The sequence below is a fragment of the Rhodococcus sp. PD04 genome (genome assembly GCF_035918275.1).
GTDB classification, from domain to species: domain Bacteria; phylum Actinomycetota; class Actinomycetes; order Mycobacteriales; family Mycobacteriaceae; genus Rhodococcus; species Rhodococcus rhodochrous.
Genome location: NZ_CP142143.1, coordinates 4,127,747 through 4,144,218 on the forward strand (window position 1 = coordinate 4,127,747; position 16,472 = coordinate 4,144,218).

A 16,472-nucleotide genomic window follows, 5' to 3' on the forward strand; every position below is an offset into this window, starting at 1 on the left:
CTACTCACTCAGCCAGGTGTCGAAGAACTGCAGTCGCGCCGACGCCTCGAACTTCAGGTCGGCGACGTTCGGTCCGGCGCCGACCGCCTGCGACAGTTCGACCGTGGGGATCCACAGCCCGTTGTCGAGGACGAGTTGCTGCGCCTGGCCGATGAGCTCGGCGCGTGCGGCGGGGTCGGTCGTGGACAGCTGACGGTTCAGCACCTCGTCCAGGTCGGGGATCGGACCGCGCTGGTTGATGTTGCGGCCGTCCAGACCGAATGCGGTGCGGAGGATGTCGCCGTCGGCGCGGGTGCTGTTGTAGTAGGACGCCTCGTAGTCACCGGCGTTCTGGCGCGCGGTGTTCTCCGGGGTGGAGACGAGGTCGAGTTGCAGGTCGATTCCCACCGTGCGCAGCTGCTGCTGCACCAGTTCGAGGATGGCCTGATTGCCGGCGAAGACGGAGCTGAACAGCACCGGGAAGCTCAGGCGCTGCCCGTCCTTGACGCGGATCCCGTCGGGTCCGGGAACCCAGCCGGCGTCGTCGAGGATCTTCTCGGCCTTCTCCGGGTCGTAGGTGACGTCGGCAAGTTCGACGTAACCGGGGGTCGCGGATGCGAGGGTGCCGGTCGCGGGGCGGAAGTCCGGTCCGAGCACCGTGTCGACGAGCTCCTGACGGTTGATCGCCGGGACGATGGCACTGCGCACGACGGGGTCGGCGAGGACACCGCGGCTGAGGTTGGGTTGGAAACCGAACGGGATGCCCGGATTCGGAGTGGTCAGGATGCGTCCACCGGCACCTTCTATCTGCGCCGCGTCCTGCGGCAACGCATCCGAGATGGCGTCGAGCTGTCCCGAGGCGAGCGATCCGGTGCGGACACCCGATTCGGGGACGATCGTGAATTCGATCCGGTCGAGATAGGCCTCACCGTTGTGCCCGAATGCGTCCGATCCCCATGAGTAGCCCGCGCGCTTGACGAGGGTGGCGGACCTGTCCTGCTGATAGTCCTCGTAGACGAACGGACCGGTGCCCGAGAGGTCGCCGGCGCAGCGTTCCTCCGCGCTCTTCGCGGTGTCGGCCTCCGAGAGCAGGCCCAGCTGATGACTGGCGGTGGCCTGCAGGAAGGGCGCGTTGGGAGCCGAGAAGTTCACCTGCGCAGTGCGGTCGTCGACGACCGTGGTGCCTGCATATCCCGCGAGGTACCCGACGGCCTGTGGCGCCTTCACCCCACCGAGGGTGTTCACGATCGCGTCGAAGTTCTTCTTCACGGAGTCCGCGGTCAGCGGAGTGCCGTCGCTGAAGGTCACGCCCTCCTTCAGCCGGAAGGTGAACTGCGTGCCGTCGGCGTTCGATTCCCAGCTCTCCGCGAGCCACGGCACGATCTCACCGGTCGCGGGATCCTGGTCGGTGAGCGAGTCGACGACCTGCCGGGCGACGTAGATGGTCTGGTTGCTGGCCGCCTGTGCGGGATCGGCGCAGGTGGGAGGGACCGACAACCCGTACCGCAGGGTGCCACCGGGCTGCGGGTCGCCGGTGGGCTCCGAGTTCGCCGCGGCACCGGTGCCGCAGGCGGTCAGCGCTGCGCCCAGTACGGCGGTGGCGGCGGCCGTGACGACGAACCGGGACGCGGAGGAGGACGAGATGGACAACGACGGGCTCCGTGATCTGAACAGGGCTCCGGCAGCATCACCGTGCGGATGCCGCCGAGCGGGCGGGGGTGGGATGTCGTCCCTGTGGAACGGGATGTCAGCGGGATCTCGGCCGCTCTGGGTGGCTCGCTTCCCGAGGTTACGGAGTCTCGGGGATCGGGCACACCGTTTCTTTCACTGCGATCGAAACGGTTCCCGGGACAGCGGTCTCAGACGGTGAGGGCATCGCGGTGCGGGACCGCCGCGCGCAATTCAGGAGCGACCTCCGCCTGGAACAGTTCGAGACTCGCGCGCTGCTCGGCCACGGAGAACCCGCCGCGATCGGCGGTCACGTGCATGACCTCGTGGCCGAAACGCTCGTGGTAGCGGAGCACCTTGTCGATCACCTGCTGCGGACTCCCGATGAGCGCGGAGCTGCGTTCGACGAAGTCCTCGACGGTCTCGAAGACGACGGGAAGACCGGTCTCCCGGGCGAATTCGAGGCGTTGCTCGAACTGGGGACGGTAGGCGTCGATCGCTTCCTGCGAGGTGCGCGCGACGTACAGTCCCGCCGTCCCGGCACCCACCCGAGCCTCGGCGGGATCGTGGCCGTAGGCGGCCCACCGCTCGCGGTAGTGGTCGATGAGGTCGGCGTACGGCTCGATCGGGTTGGTGACGTTGGCTGAGAAGATCGGATCGCCGTATCGGGCTGCGAGATCGACGGATTCGCGGCTGGTGGCGCTGCCGTGCCAGATGGTGAGGCGCGGCTGCAGTGGCCGGGGCACGGTGACGGCGTCGGTGAGCGACGGCCGGAACCGTCCCTCCCAGGTGACGGTCTCGTTCTCCCACAGAGCCCGGAACAGTTCATATCCTTCACGATTGCGGTCCCACTGGTCCTCGGGGGTGACGTGGAACAGGTCGGCCTGGGCGGTGCCGTTGCCTTTGCCGATCATGAGCTGCAGGCGCCCACCCGACAGGTTGTCGAGCGTGGAGTAGTCCTCGAATGCGCGGACGGGGTCGAGCAGGCTCAGCGTCGTGACACCGGTCCACAGTTCGAGTGTGTTGGTCCGCGCCGCGATGCTGGCCAGGACGACCGGGGGCGACGACGCGAGGAACGGCTTCTCGTGCCGCTCCCCCACCGCGAATCCTTCGAATCCGAGCCGTTCGGCGAGCACGGCGGTGTCGACGACCTCCCGGATCCGTTCGGAGGGCGAGAGCCGTTCTCCTGTCACGGGATCAGGATGATGGGTGATGAGACTGAGCAGCAGGAACTTCATGCGGAGACCGCCTTTCCGGCCAGGAACTTCTCGAAGGGATGCGGACCGATCTCCTCGGCGGGTCGCCGGGAGTCGAACAGGGCGGTGTATCCGGCCGCGAGATACAGTGCGACGGCCTCGGGTTGCCGCCACCCTGTCGTGAGGTAGATGCGGGTGTACCCGCGACGCAGGGCCTCCGCCTCGAGTTCGGCGACCACGATGCGGCCGAGCCCGCGACGTCGATGGTCCTTCGACGTCCAGATCCGTTTGAGTTCGGCGGTGTTCTCGTCGTAACGCTGGAAAGCACCACCCGCGACCGGCACTCCGTCCTCGACGAGGACGAGCAGGGCACCGTCGGGTGGCGCGAACCGGTCCTCCGGGTAGCCGACGAGACTCTCGTACTGTTCGTCGAAGGAGTGCTCGTAGCGGGTGCTGTACTCGACCGCGAGTTCCTCGAGGAGCGGCGCGGCCAGGGGATCGTCCTGCCGCACCGCCCTCACCTCCGATCTGCGGGTCCCGCTCACGAGACCACCACCGGCTGTCGCGCGCCGAACCGGAACGGTTCCGGGGTGGCGGCGGTGCCGTCGGCGAGATCGGCGACGAGTTCCCCGATGGCCGGCGCGAATTTGAAGCCGTGCCCGGAGAAGCCGGCGGCGACCGTGACGGCACCGTCGCGGTCGACGACGAAGTTCGAGTCCGGTGTCGTCGTGTACAGGCAGGTGTCCGCCCGTGCGCTCTCGACGTCGACGCCCGGAAGCCACGTGCGCGCGTAGTCGACGAGCCGGCGCACCCCGTCCGGGTCCGCCACGAAACTACGGTTGTCCGGATCCACCTGCGGACCGGTGCCGTGCTCGCCGATCTTGATGCCGTCGACGGAACCGAGGCCGTAGATGCCCTCCCCGTCGAGTTCGGCGCCGCGATGGTGGACGAAGCTCGGCCACTGTGCATCGGTGAGCGGGACGAAGTGCGCCGGTTGCTCCTGTGTTGTGCGCAGGGCCGGAAGCCGAGGCGCCGTACCACCGGTCACCCCGTCGAGGACGGTGCGCGTCCACGCACCCGCCGCGACGACGACATGTTTCGCGATGATCACCTCGGAGTCGAGCACGATCTCGATGCCTCGGCCGGACGCGCGGACGGTGCGGACCGGGGTGGTGTGCCGGACGTCCGCGCCGGCCTGCGCCGCGGCCTGTTGCAGTGCCGCCACCGAGTGATCGGCGTGCAACCGGCCGGCGTCGGGGTGGTGCAGCACCGTGGTATCGAATCTGATTCCGGGCCAGCGGCGCTGCGCCTCGGCCGGTGTGAGGACACTGTGCGCGATACCGAGCCGGTGCAGCGCCGTCGCCTTGGCGTGGACGGCTGCCGGGAGCCCGTGGTCGACGGCACCGGTGAGTTCGAGGACCGTGCGGCCGGTGGTCTCCTCGAGCCGTCGCCAGAGCGGCAGGGCGCCGGCGGCGAGTGCGGTGTAGAACCGCCCGTCGTAGGCCTGCCGGTAGATGCGGGAGGTGCCGTGCGAGGCACCGCGGTGGTGTCCCTGCTCGAACTGTTCGAGCAGGACCACCGTTCGGCCACGTGCGGCAAGTCGCCAGGCCGCCGCGGAGCCGATGACACCGCCACCGATCACCACGACGTCGACGAGTCTGCTGACGCGAGTCATGCTGTCTTCCTGTCGCTTCCGGTCTAGGTCGTCTTGGGCAGGCCGGGCGGGTTGATGCGCGAGACCTCGATCGCCTCGCTGCTGATGCCCCACCGCTCGAGAACCTCTGCGTAGGTGCCGTTCTCGATGATGTGGTTGATCGCTTCGTTGATCGCCCGGATCAGTCCGTTGTCCTTCTTCGTGAGCACCGCGATCTCACCCTGCAGGTCGAGGCCCGCGCCCGAGAACGTGCCGGCGATCTCCGTCTCACCTGCCTGCAGGACGTGGAACGCCGAGGTCGGGTTCGGGCCGACGTAGGCGTCGATACGTCCGGAGCCGAGCGCGAGGTAGTAGTCGACGGCGTTCTGGTAGTAGAGGATCTCGGCGGGTTCGAGCCCGGCGGCGACGTTCTGCTCGTTCCACTCGACGAGCAGCGACTCCTGGTTGGTCCCGGAGCCGACACCGATCGTCAGGCCGGCGATGTCCTCGGGTCCGTCGAAGGTGATGCCGCTGTCCTTGCCGACCTCGATGGCGAGGCTGTCGAGGCGGTAGGTGGCGAAGTCGTACTTCTCCTTGCGTTCCTCGGTGACGGTGACGTTCGAGATGAACACGTCCGCCTCGCCGGAGTCGACGCGGACGAAGTTCTGCGCCCAGTCGGCGGCGGTGAGTTCGATGTCCAGGTCGAGCACGTTCCCGATGAGATGGGCGAAGTCGGTCTCGGATCCGATGATCGTCGTGTCGTCGTCGGCGTAGAAACGCAGCGGCGGCGCGGTACCGGCGGATCCGGTGACGACCAGCGTGCCGCGGTCGCGGATCTCCTGAGGAACCTTCGCGGCGATCTCCTCGACCGGGTCGGTGGTGATGCGGTTCTGGTCCGCCGTGAGGTTGTAACCGGCCGTCGTCGCGGCATCGGCGTCGGTGCCGGCATCTGCGCCGGAACCGCAGGCCGCGACGCCCAGAAGGGCGGCGGCGGTCAGAGCCGAGGTCAGCAGGCGGACCCGGCGGGAGGAAGCGAACATTGTTACCTTCTCGAGTGCTGTGGTGGGGAGGGGAATCAGAGAACGCGCGACAGGAACGACGCGGTGCGTTCCTGCTGCGGATTGTCGAGGACCTCGTGGGGTGGTCCCTGTTCGACGATGACGCCGCCGTCCATGAAGACGACGGTGTCGGCGACCTCACGGGCGAAACCGATCTCGTGCGTGACGATCACGAGGGTCGCACCGTCGCCGGCGAGGTCGCGGATGACGGCGAGAACCTCGCCGACGAGTTCGGGGTCGAGAGCCGAGGTGGGCTCGTCGAAGAGGATCACGGCGGGTCGCAGGGCGAGGGCCCGCGCGATCGCGATACGTTGCTGCTGACCGCCGGACAGCTGCTTCGGATAGTCGTGCACCTTGTCGCCCACGCCGACGCGGTCGAGCAGGGCGCGAGCCTCCACCTCGACCTCCGCGCGGTCGCGTCCCTGTGCCGACACCGGTGCCTCGACGACGTTCTCGAGGGCGGTCAGGTGCGGGAAGAGGTTGAAGTTCTGGAAGACGAAGCCGATGCGGGAGCGCTGGCGGAGGATGTCACGGGCACGCAACTCGTGCAGCTTGTTCCCGCGACGCCTGTAGCCGATCAGTTCACCGTCGATGCGCACGGTGCCGCGGTCGACCTTCTCGAGGTGGTTGAGGGTGCGCAGGAGTGTGGACTTCCCGGATCCGGACGGACCGAGGATCACGGTGACCGTGCCCTTACGGAGTTGCAGGTCGATGCCTTTGAGGACTTCCAGGGCGCCGAACGACTTGTGAACTCCGCGCACGTCGACGACGTAGTCGACGTCGTCCCTGGTGGCGGTCATTTCGTCGCTCCCCGGGGTGCGCCGATGCTGCTGTCGCGGATCTCGCGGTACTTCGCGACCACACGCTGCCATGGGGTGAGCGGCAGTGCACGTGCCGAACCGCGGGCGTAGTGCCGTTCGACGTAGTACTGCCCGATCGACAGGATCGTGGTGAGGATGATGTACCAGACGGTCGCGACCATGAGCATCGGAACGACGCGTCCGGTGCGACCGAAGATCACCTGTACCTGGTAGAAGAGTTCGGCGATGGCCATGGTGGAGACGATCGAGGTGCCCTTGAACAGGCTGATCACTTCGTTGGCGGCGTTCGGGAGGATCGCCCGCATGGCCTGCGGGAGAACGATCTTCATGAACTGCCGGTAACGCGGGATGCCGAGCGCGTTGGCGGCCTCGATCTGACCGTGGTCGACGGAGATGATGCCGGCGCGGATGATCTCGGCGGAGTAGGCCGCCTGGTGGAGCGCCAGACCGATGACGGCGGCTGTGAATCCCGAGATCACCCCGGCCACACCGAACTCGAAGAAGGCCGGCCCGAAGGGGATGCCGATCGACAGCGTCTTGTACAGGTACGCGATGTTGAACCAGAACAGTAGCTGGACGATGAGCGGGATCGATCGGAACGCCCAGATGTACGTCCACGAGACCACTTGCAGAACAGGATTGTTCGACAACCGGCCGACCGCGAGGAGCACACCGAGAGCGAAGCCGAGGACCGTGCCCCACAGTGTCAGTTCGATCGTCATCCACAGTGCGGACAGCACGGACGACGCGGTGAAGTACTGCGCGAAGGTCGCCCAGTCCCAGCCGGGGTTGGTGACCAGGCCGTGCACGAACTGGGCGACGAGGATCAGCACGGCAGCGCTGATCACCCAGCGCCACGGATGCCGTTTCCGGGCGACGGCCAGGTCCTCGTCGTCGGTGTGGTCGGCCGGGGCGTCGGGGATGCGGAGATCGGTGGACGTGCTCACGGCGACGTCCTGGGGGCGGGAGCCATCGGGATGGGCCTTTCGGGAATGCGGGGGTGCGGGGGTGCAGACGTGGGTCCCGGCCCGTCCCCCTGCGGACGGGCCGGGACTCACGCGGCGAAGGACGACGGGCGGTCTACGTCAGCGACGACACCGGTGCGAAGTACCGCGGCACAGGTCGATGTGCAGGCGGCACCACGAGGCGCGCTCGGTCCAGCGGGTCATGCTCGTTCCTCCATCGATCCCGGCGGTAGCACCCGCACCCGCGCACGGGGGGTTGCTGCGACGTCGTGGAGCCAGGTCTCTCGGTCGCTCTGGATGGTCGCTGCTCAACCTACGGAGTGCGGCGCGTCGTGGACAGGCTTTCTCTCACCGTGGCGGAAATACCGTCCCTCGTCGAGACCGATGTAGATGTCGACGTGGTGCCCCGACATCGACAACAAGGCCGGTTTCGGCACGCCGTAGACTCGCCTCGGTGACCCCGCTCGAACTTTTCCTCGTCGCATTGGCCGGGCTCGGCGCCGGAGCGATCAACTCCCTCGTCGGATCCGGCACCCTCATCACCTTCCCGACGCTCGTCGCGTTCGGTGTACCCCCGGTGACCGCGACGATGTCCAACGCGATCGGCCTGGTCGCGGGAGGCGTATCGGGCACCTGGGGGTATCGGCGCGAACTGCGCGGGCAATGGGAACGGTTGCAATGGCAGATCCCGGCGTCGTTCTGCGGGGCGTTGGTCGGAGCGTGGCTCCTGCTCCACCTGCCGGAGACCGTCTTCGAGACGGTCGTGCCGATCCTGCTTCTCCTGGCACTCACACTCGTCGTGTTCCAGCCGAAGATCCAGGCGTGGGTGGCTCGCCGGACAGGTGGCGACGCCGACGGCCGTCTCGGGCCGGTGCGGATGACGTTGCTCGTCGTCGGCACCTTCGCCGTCGGCATCTACGGCGGCTACTTCACGGCGGCACAGGGCATTCTGCTGATGGGCCTGTTCGGAGCATTGCTGCACGACCACATCCAGCGACAGAACGCAGCGAAGAACCTTCTGTCGCTGGTCGTGAACATCGTGGCCGCATCCGCATACATCCTGGTGGCGTTCGACCGGATCAACTGGACCGTGGCCGCGCTGATCGCCGTGGGCTCCTTGATCGGTGGTTATCTCGGCTCCCATTACGGCCGACGCCTGTCGCCGGTGGCGCTGCGTGCGGTGATCGTCGTGGTCGGGTTGATCGGCCTGTACCGACTGCTCGCCTGACCCGTCTCCGCGAAGACGGTGAGAACACCCCGCTCCGGCACCAGACTGTAGCCGCGCCGATCCCTACACGCTTCGGACGGGAGAGCGCAGTCATCTGAGAGACGCGAACGTGGTGACCTGCGGTCGACCTCAGCGCGCTCCCACCCACAGGTGCCCCCCCAATGCCGTCGCAGGAACCAGCAATGCACGAAGTACCATCCGCCTCCGAATACGAAGGGCCCGGAGTGCGAATGACACCGGTCGGGGGCAGGCTTCGGTGGGCGTGGAGGGTCCTCGCCCTCGGCTCGGAACTCCCACAACGCCACGGTGTCGGCGAGCCCGGCGAAGTCGTGCGGTGGCGTGCCGGCGGGAATCTCTACACGGAAGCACAGAGTCCGCACAACCTTCGGTTCGAGCATGAGGCTGCCGCCCGTCGCCGTGAGCGGTTGACCGTCGACCACAGTCGGAGATCCGAAACCTCCCGCGTTGCAGGACGATGCGGGAGCCTCCGATACGGAGTACCGCAGAACCCCCGCAACCGAGTTCGGTGTCGTCAACGGTGGTCTCAACATGATCGTTACCGGCGTCGTCACCGTCGGAAGCGTTCGTAACGCAACCGGCGCATAGACCGGCTCACCTGGTTGGAGAGAGAGCGGGTCGATGGAGAACTCGAATCGTCCGGCGCCTTCTCGGGTCCCGTACTCTCCCCAGGAGCCTGACTCGCTCTGGTCGATGCCGAAGTTTCCCTGAATCCCGGCTTGGTCCGGCGGCGGATGTAGATGCGATCCGAATCCGCACGCCGAAACCAGGCCGACGATGCAAGAGATCACCAGCAGACGCGCGCCCCTACCGGCAGGTTCGGCCGCACGCACTGTGATCACCTCCTGCCTGGCGTGCTATTCGTCCACGTTGTCGTCTGCTGCGGTTGCAGCGGTTGGGCGCGCGGCTTCCTCTGCCGGTTCGGTAGACGCTTCTTCGTCCGGCACGTCCGCTCCGGTCGTCGCAGGAGTCGCCGTCACCGAAGTCGGTACAGAGACCGCGGGCGCCGACGGAAGAGTGAAGATCCAACCGGCCGTGCCGGACGGACGCAGCATCACCGCGTTTCCACCGTTGAGGACATCGAACGTCACCCATCCCGTATAGGTGGAGTTCGGAGAGAAAGAGGCCGGCATCGAGGCACCACCGCCACACGACGCGGTCGGTGAGCCGACCGGAGCCGTACCTCCGTCCGGAAGTACCTCACGGAAGTCCCGGGCGCGTACTCCGTTCAGCTGCGTGCTCCCCGAACCATCGGACGTCTCGACCTCCAGGAGAACCGCGACGCATCCGCTGCTGCGTGAGACGTCACGAACGGTCGCAGTGCCGAGAACACTTCCATCCGAAGCGACCATCGAGAACGGAACTCGAGCACTCACGCGACTCGGAGTCGAGGGTCCGTTGGGAGCCGGCGTCTGGACAGGTGCCGGTGTAGGTGCGGGCTCGCCAGGCGGCGTGGCGGATATGGTCGTCGGCGCTGTCGAGGTCGCGTCTTCGACTGAACCAATATCCTTGCCATCGACCTCAGATTCCCGGGCTTCGTCGACCGCGCTGTCGGACGTTTCGGAGTTGTCGTCGCCCTCCGCGGCCTTCGTCTCGTCTGCAGTCTTGCCGCCTGGTGATTTGCCGTCCTCTCCCTTGCCATTCTCGTTGTCCTCGCGAGTCGGATCCGAGGCTCCGGTCGATCCTTCGGTACTGCCATCGAATTCACGAGGGTCTCCCCCGACGCGTCCATCGTCAGCACCGAATCGGACGTCTTCGCCTTCCTCTCGAGAATCGGTAGGCTCTGGCAGAGTTTCGGCTTCCTCTATGAGATTCTCGTCTATCAGATAATCAATGGGCGAAGTAGCGCTCGGTCCTGACGCATCGAGCTCACATGACATTGATTCGTCAGCGCGATCGTCAGTTTCTCCAGTTACTTCCAGCTCGTCTGCGCCAATCTCGAGACCAGCAGGTTCAGTTCCGAACGATGTTCCAGAGACAGATTCGACGAGGTGAGAGTCGACGGATTCAGTTGGAGTCGCTTCCACCGTGCCGACATCGTCATCACCTTCATCGACGAGCGAGCTATCTCTCGGCTGCGTTCCCTTGCTTGTGACGGAACAAAGAGACGTTTTGTGGGGGCCCAACATCAAGGACGCCAAGGAGCTCACTGCCGCGCCTTGAACACTCGATCCGTCGACGACGGGCCATTCCGGTGTCGGCACCGACATCCCTACACCGCACTCGGCGTACGCCAAGACGAGGTCGAGGGACCACTTCTGCTCGTCGGTCACCTTACCGATGCTCATCATCTGCAGTCGGAGTTCAGACCGTGCCCCCTTCGATGTCTCCTGCTTCGTGCGGATCAATGTCGCTGTGTATTCGTACCCGACCAACGGCGAATTTCGGCTAGCCGATCGCGTAGTCACGGCCGGGTCGGCACCTTGAACGATTGGTTCGGGGGGCAACTGCATCTGCACCCCGGAGATCCACGGTCCCAGCCTGAGCGATGCATTCGATGGTTTGATCGGGCCAGCAATCATCGTCCCGTCAGCGAGACAGGTTGCCGATGTCGAGATCTCATCCTGAGAAGTAAGGAGATCGATGCCGGCTACGGTAGCCGTCTCAACTTTGATATCTCTTGCAGCCCCATACGCATACCCGATCGCCGGCTTTGCAGGACTGTCGGTACATGTACTCGTACCGCCGCCGCGATAGTAGGACGCACACGAAGAGCCCTTCATCGAGGCTGCGAGAATGCCGGCCGTTCCGGATCCGGATTGGGACACCCAACTCTTCTTGACAGTATCTTCTTTGGGCAACTTCACCTGCGCTTGAGCGCCCCCAAGATTCGAATCCGACAGTCGTCTATGGAAGTGGTAGCGAGCACCGACTGCTTGCGCAAACCCTTCGAACGCCGCCGAATTTGTTCCGAATGTCGACGACCCGAAGACGCGATCGTTCCAGCTCGCGAGAGTCTGCCCGACGAAGCCGGCATTGAAGATCGCGGCGCCCGCCACGGTCAGCACACCGAGTAGCGCGACGAGGAGTCGCGACGATCTGGGGTTGTTCATTGCTGATCCTTGAGGTCAATAGGCGCAGTTGACGCCGACTCGAACTCTCCCTTGCGGGGCCAGAACGCCCACAGAACGAGGAGTGCGGCACCGAGAGTAAGGCCGGCAAGGATCAGGGGATCCGAAAACCAAACGATGACGGAGGCTGCACCAGGCACGGACCACAGCACCTTGCGAACCTCGGTGACCCGGTACGGACCGGGGTCGGGATTGGGGTTGGCGTCGCCCTGCATCTCGATGAGTGCCTCACCCGGACGTTGAGGGTGCACAGCGATCACACGGTGTGTGACAGGCAGTTCACCGGCTTCGCGATCGACAGTGACGACGTCACCGACCTCGATGTCGTCGGCCGAGATGCGCTGTACTACAGACATCGAACCCTGGGGAATGGTCGGAGCCATAGATCCCGTTTTGAACAGGATCAACGAGATGTTGAAGAAGAACGCGGCAATCACCAGAGCAATGCACGCCAACCCGCCCACCGCAAGGAGATTGAGCAGACCGTTCTCGAGACGGGACCATATGGACTTCTGCTGCCGTGTCGGCTCAATGAGTGCGTGCATTCGGACCGGACCGTTCTTCGGAAAGTAGGAATCGAGGACGGGGTGCGCTGCCCGACTTCGGACCGCTCGGGCAGCGCACGAGGGCGGCTAGGCCTCCGGGCTCACTGCCTGGAATTCCCACTGGAGCGAGGCGTTGTAACCCCCCTGAGCGTTCGGGGTACCGAGCTGGGTCGGGGTTGTGCCGTTCGGAAGCGTCACAGCAAAGCAGAGCCACTGTTGGCCGTTCGCCGGGATCGTGACCCCCTTGGCCGGGATGGAAGCAGTCCGAACGGAGCCGTTTGCGACGAGATCCGAAGCATTCTTCACGGCGTCTGCATTACAGTTCGCGCTGGGCCCGATCGGCGCAACCTTCAACTGGAGCACGTCCGCGAACTTCGACGTAGCCGACAGATTCTGCGCAGCCGGCATGCCGATCTCGGCGCCGAGCTTCTCGGACACCACCCGCAGACCGACCTTGGCATAAACCGAATCGCCGGCCGCCATCTCGGTCGGATTCATCGCGAACGCGAACGTTCCAGCCTCGTCGCTGGTCACGAACTCGTCCCAGTCTTCAGTTCCGCCGAAGCTTCCTTGGACGTTCCAGGTATTTCCACCCGTGCCGAACTCTGCGTTGCCCCACACCGAGTCGTTCCACGCAGCGAGGGTCACTGCCGCACCCACGCCGAGAACGAGGCCGGAGGCCAGGATCGCGCGGACCTTACGACGCTTCTGTGCCTTGTTGTCAGCGTTGTCGATCGTCATGACTCACTCCTCTGGGCAGTCTGCGTGCCCGCTCGTGTCGCTTGTCGCCCCGCCCCTCCGCCTTCCCCGAATCAGGCATGGGGCTACCGCACGACCGAATATGGAATTTCGATCGAGTGGGGTTCTGCGAGTTATCTATGGCTTGTTTTCTGTCCGTTGCATCGGACTTACTCGGAAGTATGTTACCGACAAGTAGGCAAACTCAAGACCTGTGATGTAGATCATCCTGGACGGTCTTCTTTAACGTTTCCCCAGTTCACGCCTAGTAATTGAAGGTTCACCCATGATTTCACCCCACGAGAGCTGGACGATCGTCCACTCGAGGGCGATCGACCACGCACTCGCAACGGAAGGCCCTATTCGGGCATTCGAGACAATAATTCCATCACTAGAATTACGTGTTACAGGAAAGAACAGAAATCAATCCGACTTCAGAGAAACGGGAATTCCTGCCACCACGAGAGTCGCCGACTCACTCGCCTCGGCGACCCGCGCATTGAGCCGACCCAGCATGTCGCGGAACAACCGCCCCGACGCACTCGCCGGCACCACACCACTGCCCACCTCGTTGCTGACTGCGACCACGGGAACCCGGGCCTGCCGCCACGCATCGAGGAGATCGTCGATGTCGGCGTCGACGACAGCGGAATTCCCTGTGTTCCACACGTCGTGGAGGTCGAGTCGCGCCGTGAGCCACGTTCCGAGGCAGTCGACGAGCAGAGGTTCGTCGGCATCCCGGAGCACCTTGGCCACATCCGAGGTCTCGATCGTCGACCACGATGCCGGTCGCCTCTCCCTGTGCAGCGCAACACGTTCCGCCCATTCTGCGTCGCCTTCACGCGTCCCGCCGGTGGCGACGTAGGTGACGGACGGATACGACGCGAGTAGTTCCTCGGCGTGCCGCGACTTACCCGACCGCACTCCTCCGAGCACCAACGTCCGATGCGGCACGAGCGGAGCCTCTTCACCCACGTGGATCACCTCACCGTCACGACCCGGACGAGCATTCAACTGCTGCAGTCGGTTCCGTAGATCGTCGATGGGCGGATTGTGGTGGCCCAGATGTACCGCGACCACGTCGGTGTTCTCGGTGACGGCACCGGCTCCGCGCAGACCGTCCACCATCGCGCCGAACTCGGGCAGACCGAGGTGGCCCTCGGACAGTTCCGAACGGTCCCCGAAGGTCTCCTCGAGGAAGACCGCGTCGAACCGGGCGTCGCGCACGGCCTCGAACCACTCGGCGGGCCACATCCCGGTGTCGCAGGCCCACAGCAACCGCGACCCGCCGGGGCCCGACAGGTCGTACAGCACCGCATCGCCGTCGCGGAACACCTTGTGCCGTGCGGGAAGAACGCGCACCGAGTAGTCGCCGACGGTGAGCGAGTCCCCCGCCTCGACCGGCACGAAGCGCACCGGGTCGTCGGGAGCCACCCAGGGCCTGCAGGTGTCGAGCGCGTCGGCGGGACCGATCACGTCGAGCTCGACACCGGCAGCGACCCACGATCGGAACAACAGCGCCTGCGGGCCCAGATGGTCGGCATGGGCGTGCGTCAGGAGAATGTGCCGCACCTTCGCCAGCGACCTGCCGTGCCGCACGGCCGCGTGGGGCGCCTCGGGACCGCAGTCGAGCATCAGTACGTCGTCGACGAGTGCCGCGGTCTGCCCGCGGACCTCACCACGACGCACGGCGTCTGCGCAGGATGCACACGTGCAGAACGGATTCGGCCACCCGTCCGCCGCGCCGGTTCCCAGGAGCACGACCTCCATCAGCAGTCCTTCGTGCTGTCGCGGAGCGGGAGGACGGCGCGACCCGCCGGGCGGTCGAGGATCTCGACGCGGGCGCCGTAGACCTGCGCGATGCGGTCGGCGGTGAGGACGTCGTCGGGCGCTCCGTCGGCGACGACGTGTCCGTGATCGAGGAGCACGAGTCGTTCCCCGTACTGCGCGGCGGAGGTCAGATCGTGCATCGCGGCGATGACGGTGAGGTCGCCTTCGGTCCGCATCGAGTCGACGAGCTCGAGTACCTGCTGCTGGTGCCCGATGTCGAGTGCGCTGGTGGGTTCGTCGAGGAGCAGCACCCGCGGTTGCTGGGCGAGAGCGCGCGCGAGCACGACGCGCTGCAGCTCACCGCCGGACAGTTCGGTCGCGAGGCGTGGGGCGAACGCTTCGAGTTCGAGTCGTTCGACGACGCGGTCCACCACCTCGCGGTCGTGCGCGGTCTCGGAGCCGAAGCGCGGGATGTGCGGGGTGCGGCCGAGATGGATCAGTTCGCGGACGGTGACGCCTTCCGGCACCACCGGTCGCTGCGGCATCAGTGCGACCGCGCGTGCCATGTCCCGACGTCCGGCGCGCCCGGGCGCCACGTCGGCGACCTGCAGATGACCGGTGGCCGGCACGAGACCGGCGAGGACGTGGAGAAGAGTGGTCTTGCCCGAACCGTTGGGTCCGACCAGCGACACCCACGATCCCGCGGTGACGTTCAGGTCGACCCCGTGCAGCACCTCGACACCACCGCGTTCGGCACTGAGCTGCCGGCACGAGACCGTCATGGTCGGGGTGGTGAGAACATCGCTTTTCATCGGACACCTCGGCTCCGTCTGAGCACGACGAGGAAGAAGGGCGCCCCGATCGCCGCGGTGACGACACCGATCGGCAGTTCGGCGGGCGACATGACGGTGCGGGCCAGGACGTCCGCGAGGACCAGGAAGGACGCACCCACCAGCAGCGACAGCGGCAACAGGAGGCGGTGACCCGGTCCGACGAGCAGCCGGACCGCGTGGGGAACGACGATGCCGACGAACCCGATGAGTCCGCTGGCCGAGACCACCGCGGCCGTCCCGAGGGTCGCGACGCACACGAGCAGCAGCCGCACGCGCGCCGGGTTGATTCCGAGGCTCGCGGCTTCGACGTCGCCGACCGCCATGACATCGAGTGTGCGCCGATGCAGCGCGATGATCGCGACGGTGACGACGACGTACGGCAGGACCACGACGACGTCGGACCAGCCGTCGGTGGACAGGCGGCCGAGCATCCACGAGTACACCTGCCGCAGCGTGTCGTCGTGCAGCTGCATGAAGAAGGTCTGGATCGCGTTGGCGAAGGCCGCGACGGCGACACCGGCGAGGATGATGACGACTTCCGAGCGGCTGCCGCCGACGGTACGGCCGAGCGAGTACGTCGCGCCGACGGCGAGCAGTCCCCCGGCGAAAGCCGCGATCGGGACACCGGCGAACCCGGCGGCGCCGCCCACGACGATGGCGAGGGTGGCACCGAGACCGGCGCCGCTGGAGACCCCGAGCAGATAGGGGTCGGCGAGCGGATTGCGGAAGACCCCCTGGTAGGCGGCACCGGCGATGGCCAGCATCGCCCCCACCAGCACCCCGAGCACGACGCGCGGCATCCGGATGTTCCACAGGATCGCCTGCTGACGCGTGCTCAGCCCGGAGTCCACGTCGACGAACGGCAGGCGGTCGGCGATGTCGAGCAGCACCCCGCCCGGGGTGAGGCCGGCGGGCCCGACGAGGATCCCGACCAGCATCGCGGCGAACA

The 16,472-nt window shown here is 66.1% G+C and carries 14 protein-coding genes and 1 riboswitch; of the genes, 1 reads left to right on the forward strand and 13 read right to left on the reverse strand.

The genetic code is table 11. The features are described from left to right. The 7 genes from U9J23_RS18920 to U9J23_RS18950 all read right to left on the reverse strand — a co-directional run bounded on the left by U9J23_RS18920 (position 1) and on the right by U9J23_RS18950 (position 7,302). Positions 1-1,629 carry an ABC transporter substrate-binding protein gene (locus tag U9J23_RS18920; RefSeq protein ID WP_145707671.1) on the reverse strand — a complete coding sequence of 543 codons (1,629 nt, stop codon included), beginning with the start codon at positions 1,627-1,629 and terminating at the stop codon, positions 1-3. A gap of 209 nt (positions 1,630-1,838) precedes the next feature. Further along, entirely contained in the window at positions 1,839-2,885 is a 1,047-nt protein-coding gene (locus U9J23_RS18925; protein ID WP_145707675.1) for an LLM class flavin-dependent oxidoreductase, read from the reverse strand. Continuing rightward, the gene (locus tag U9J23_RS18930; protein ID WP_106201404.1) at positions 2,882-3,388 is read right to left on the reverse strand and encodes a GNAT family N-acetyltransferase; all 507 of its coding nucleotides are present in this window, start codon (positions 3,386-3,388) and stop codon (positions 2,882-2,884) included. Before U9J23_RS18930 ends, U9J23_RS18925 begins: the two co-directional genes overlap by 4 nt. Next, positions 3,385-4,518, reverse strand: a complete 1,134-nt coding sequence (locus U9J23_RS18935) for an FAD-dependent oxidoreductase (protein ID WP_145707677.1) — start codon at positions 4,516-4,518, stop codon at positions 3,385-3,387. The genes U9J23_RS18930 and U9J23_RS18935 overlap by 4 nt, the downstream gene beginning before the upstream one ends. Before the next feature lie 23 nt (positions 4,519-4,541). Then, the gene (locus tag U9J23_RS18940; protein WP_272269068.1) at positions 4,542-5,516 is read right to left on the reverse strand and encodes an ABC transporter substrate-binding protein; all 975 of its coding nucleotides are present in this window, start codon (positions 5,514-5,516) and stop codon (positions 4,542-4,544) included. A 35-nt stretch (positions 5,517-5,551) separates the two neighbouring features. Beyond that, positions 5,552-6,334, reverse strand: a complete 783-nt coding sequence (locus tag U9J23_RS18945) for an amino acid ABC transporter ATP-binding protein (protein WP_145707682.1) — start codon at positions 6,332-6,334, stop codon at positions 5,552-5,554. Continuing rightward, positions 6,331-7,302 (reverse strand): amino acid ABC transporter permease, encoded by a 972-nt coding sequence (locus U9J23_RS18950; protein WP_442802255.1) that lies wholly within the window; start codon positions 7,300-7,302, stop codon positions 6,331-6,333. The genes U9J23_RS18945 and U9J23_RS18950 overlap by 4 nt, the downstream gene beginning before the upstream one ends. Positions 7,303-7,531: 229 nt before the next feature. Further along, a riboswitch (SAM riboswitch) is annotated at positions 7,532-7,624 on the reverse strand. A 150-nt stretch (positions 7,625-7,774) separates the two neighbouring features. Here U9J23_RS18950 and U9J23_RS18955 point away from each other — a divergent pair. Continuing rightward, a complete protein-coding gene (locus U9J23_RS18955; protein WP_272269070.1) occupies positions 7,775-8,548 on the forward strand; it encodes a sulfite exporter TauE/SafE family protein in 774 nt (257 codons plus the stop codon). An 875-nt stretch (positions 8,549-9,423) separates the two neighbouring features. Here U9J23_RS18955 and U9J23_RS18960 read toward each other — a convergent pair. From U9J23_RS18960 to U9J23_RS18985, 6 genes are all read right to left on the reverse strand, one after another. After that, a complete protein-coding gene (locus tag U9J23_RS18960) occupies positions 9,424-11,619 on the reverse strand; it encodes a hypothetical protein (RefSeq protein ID WP_143543584.1) in 2,196 nt (731 codons plus the stop codon). Then, positions 11,616-12,182, reverse strand: a complete 567-nt coding sequence (locus tag U9J23_RS18965) for a signal peptidase I (RefSeq protein ID WP_253250163.1) — start codon at positions 12,180-12,182, stop codon at positions 11,616-11,618. Before U9J23_RS18965 ends, U9J23_RS18960 begins: the two co-directional genes overlap by 4 nt. Before the next feature lie 87 nt (positions 12,183-12,269). Beyond that, positions 12,270-12,923: a SipW-dependent-type signal peptide-containing protein gene (locus U9J23_RS18970; protein WP_088899384.1), complete on the reverse strand. Its 654-nt coding sequence runs from the start codon at positions 12,921-12,923 to the stop codon at positions 12,270-12,272. Positions 12,924-13,343: 420 nt separating this feature from the next. Continuing rightward, positions 13,344-14,690, reverse strand: a complete 1,347-nt coding sequence (gene cobU, locus U9J23_RS18975; protein WP_088899383.1) for a bifunctional adenosylcobinamide kinase/adenosylcobinamide-phosphate guanylyltransferase — start codon at positions 14,688-14,690, stop codon at positions 13,344-13,346. Then, the gene (locus U9J23_RS18980) at positions 14,690-15,502 is read right to left on the reverse strand and encodes an ABC transporter ATP-binding protein (protein WP_145692382.1); all 813 of its coding nucleotides are present in this window, start codon (positions 15,500-15,502) and stop codon (positions 14,690-14,692) included. The genes cobU and U9J23_RS18980 overlap by 1 nt, the downstream gene beginning before the upstream one ends. Continuing rightward, positions 15,499-16,461 (reverse strand): FecCD family ABC transporter permease, encoded by a 963-nt coding sequence (locus tag U9J23_RS18985; RefSeq protein ID WP_230823337.1) that lies wholly within the window; start codon positions 16,459-16,461, stop codon positions 15,499-15,501. Before U9J23_RS18985 ends, U9J23_RS18980 begins: the two co-directional genes overlap by 4 nt. Positions 16,462-16,472 lie beyond the last annotated feature (11 nt).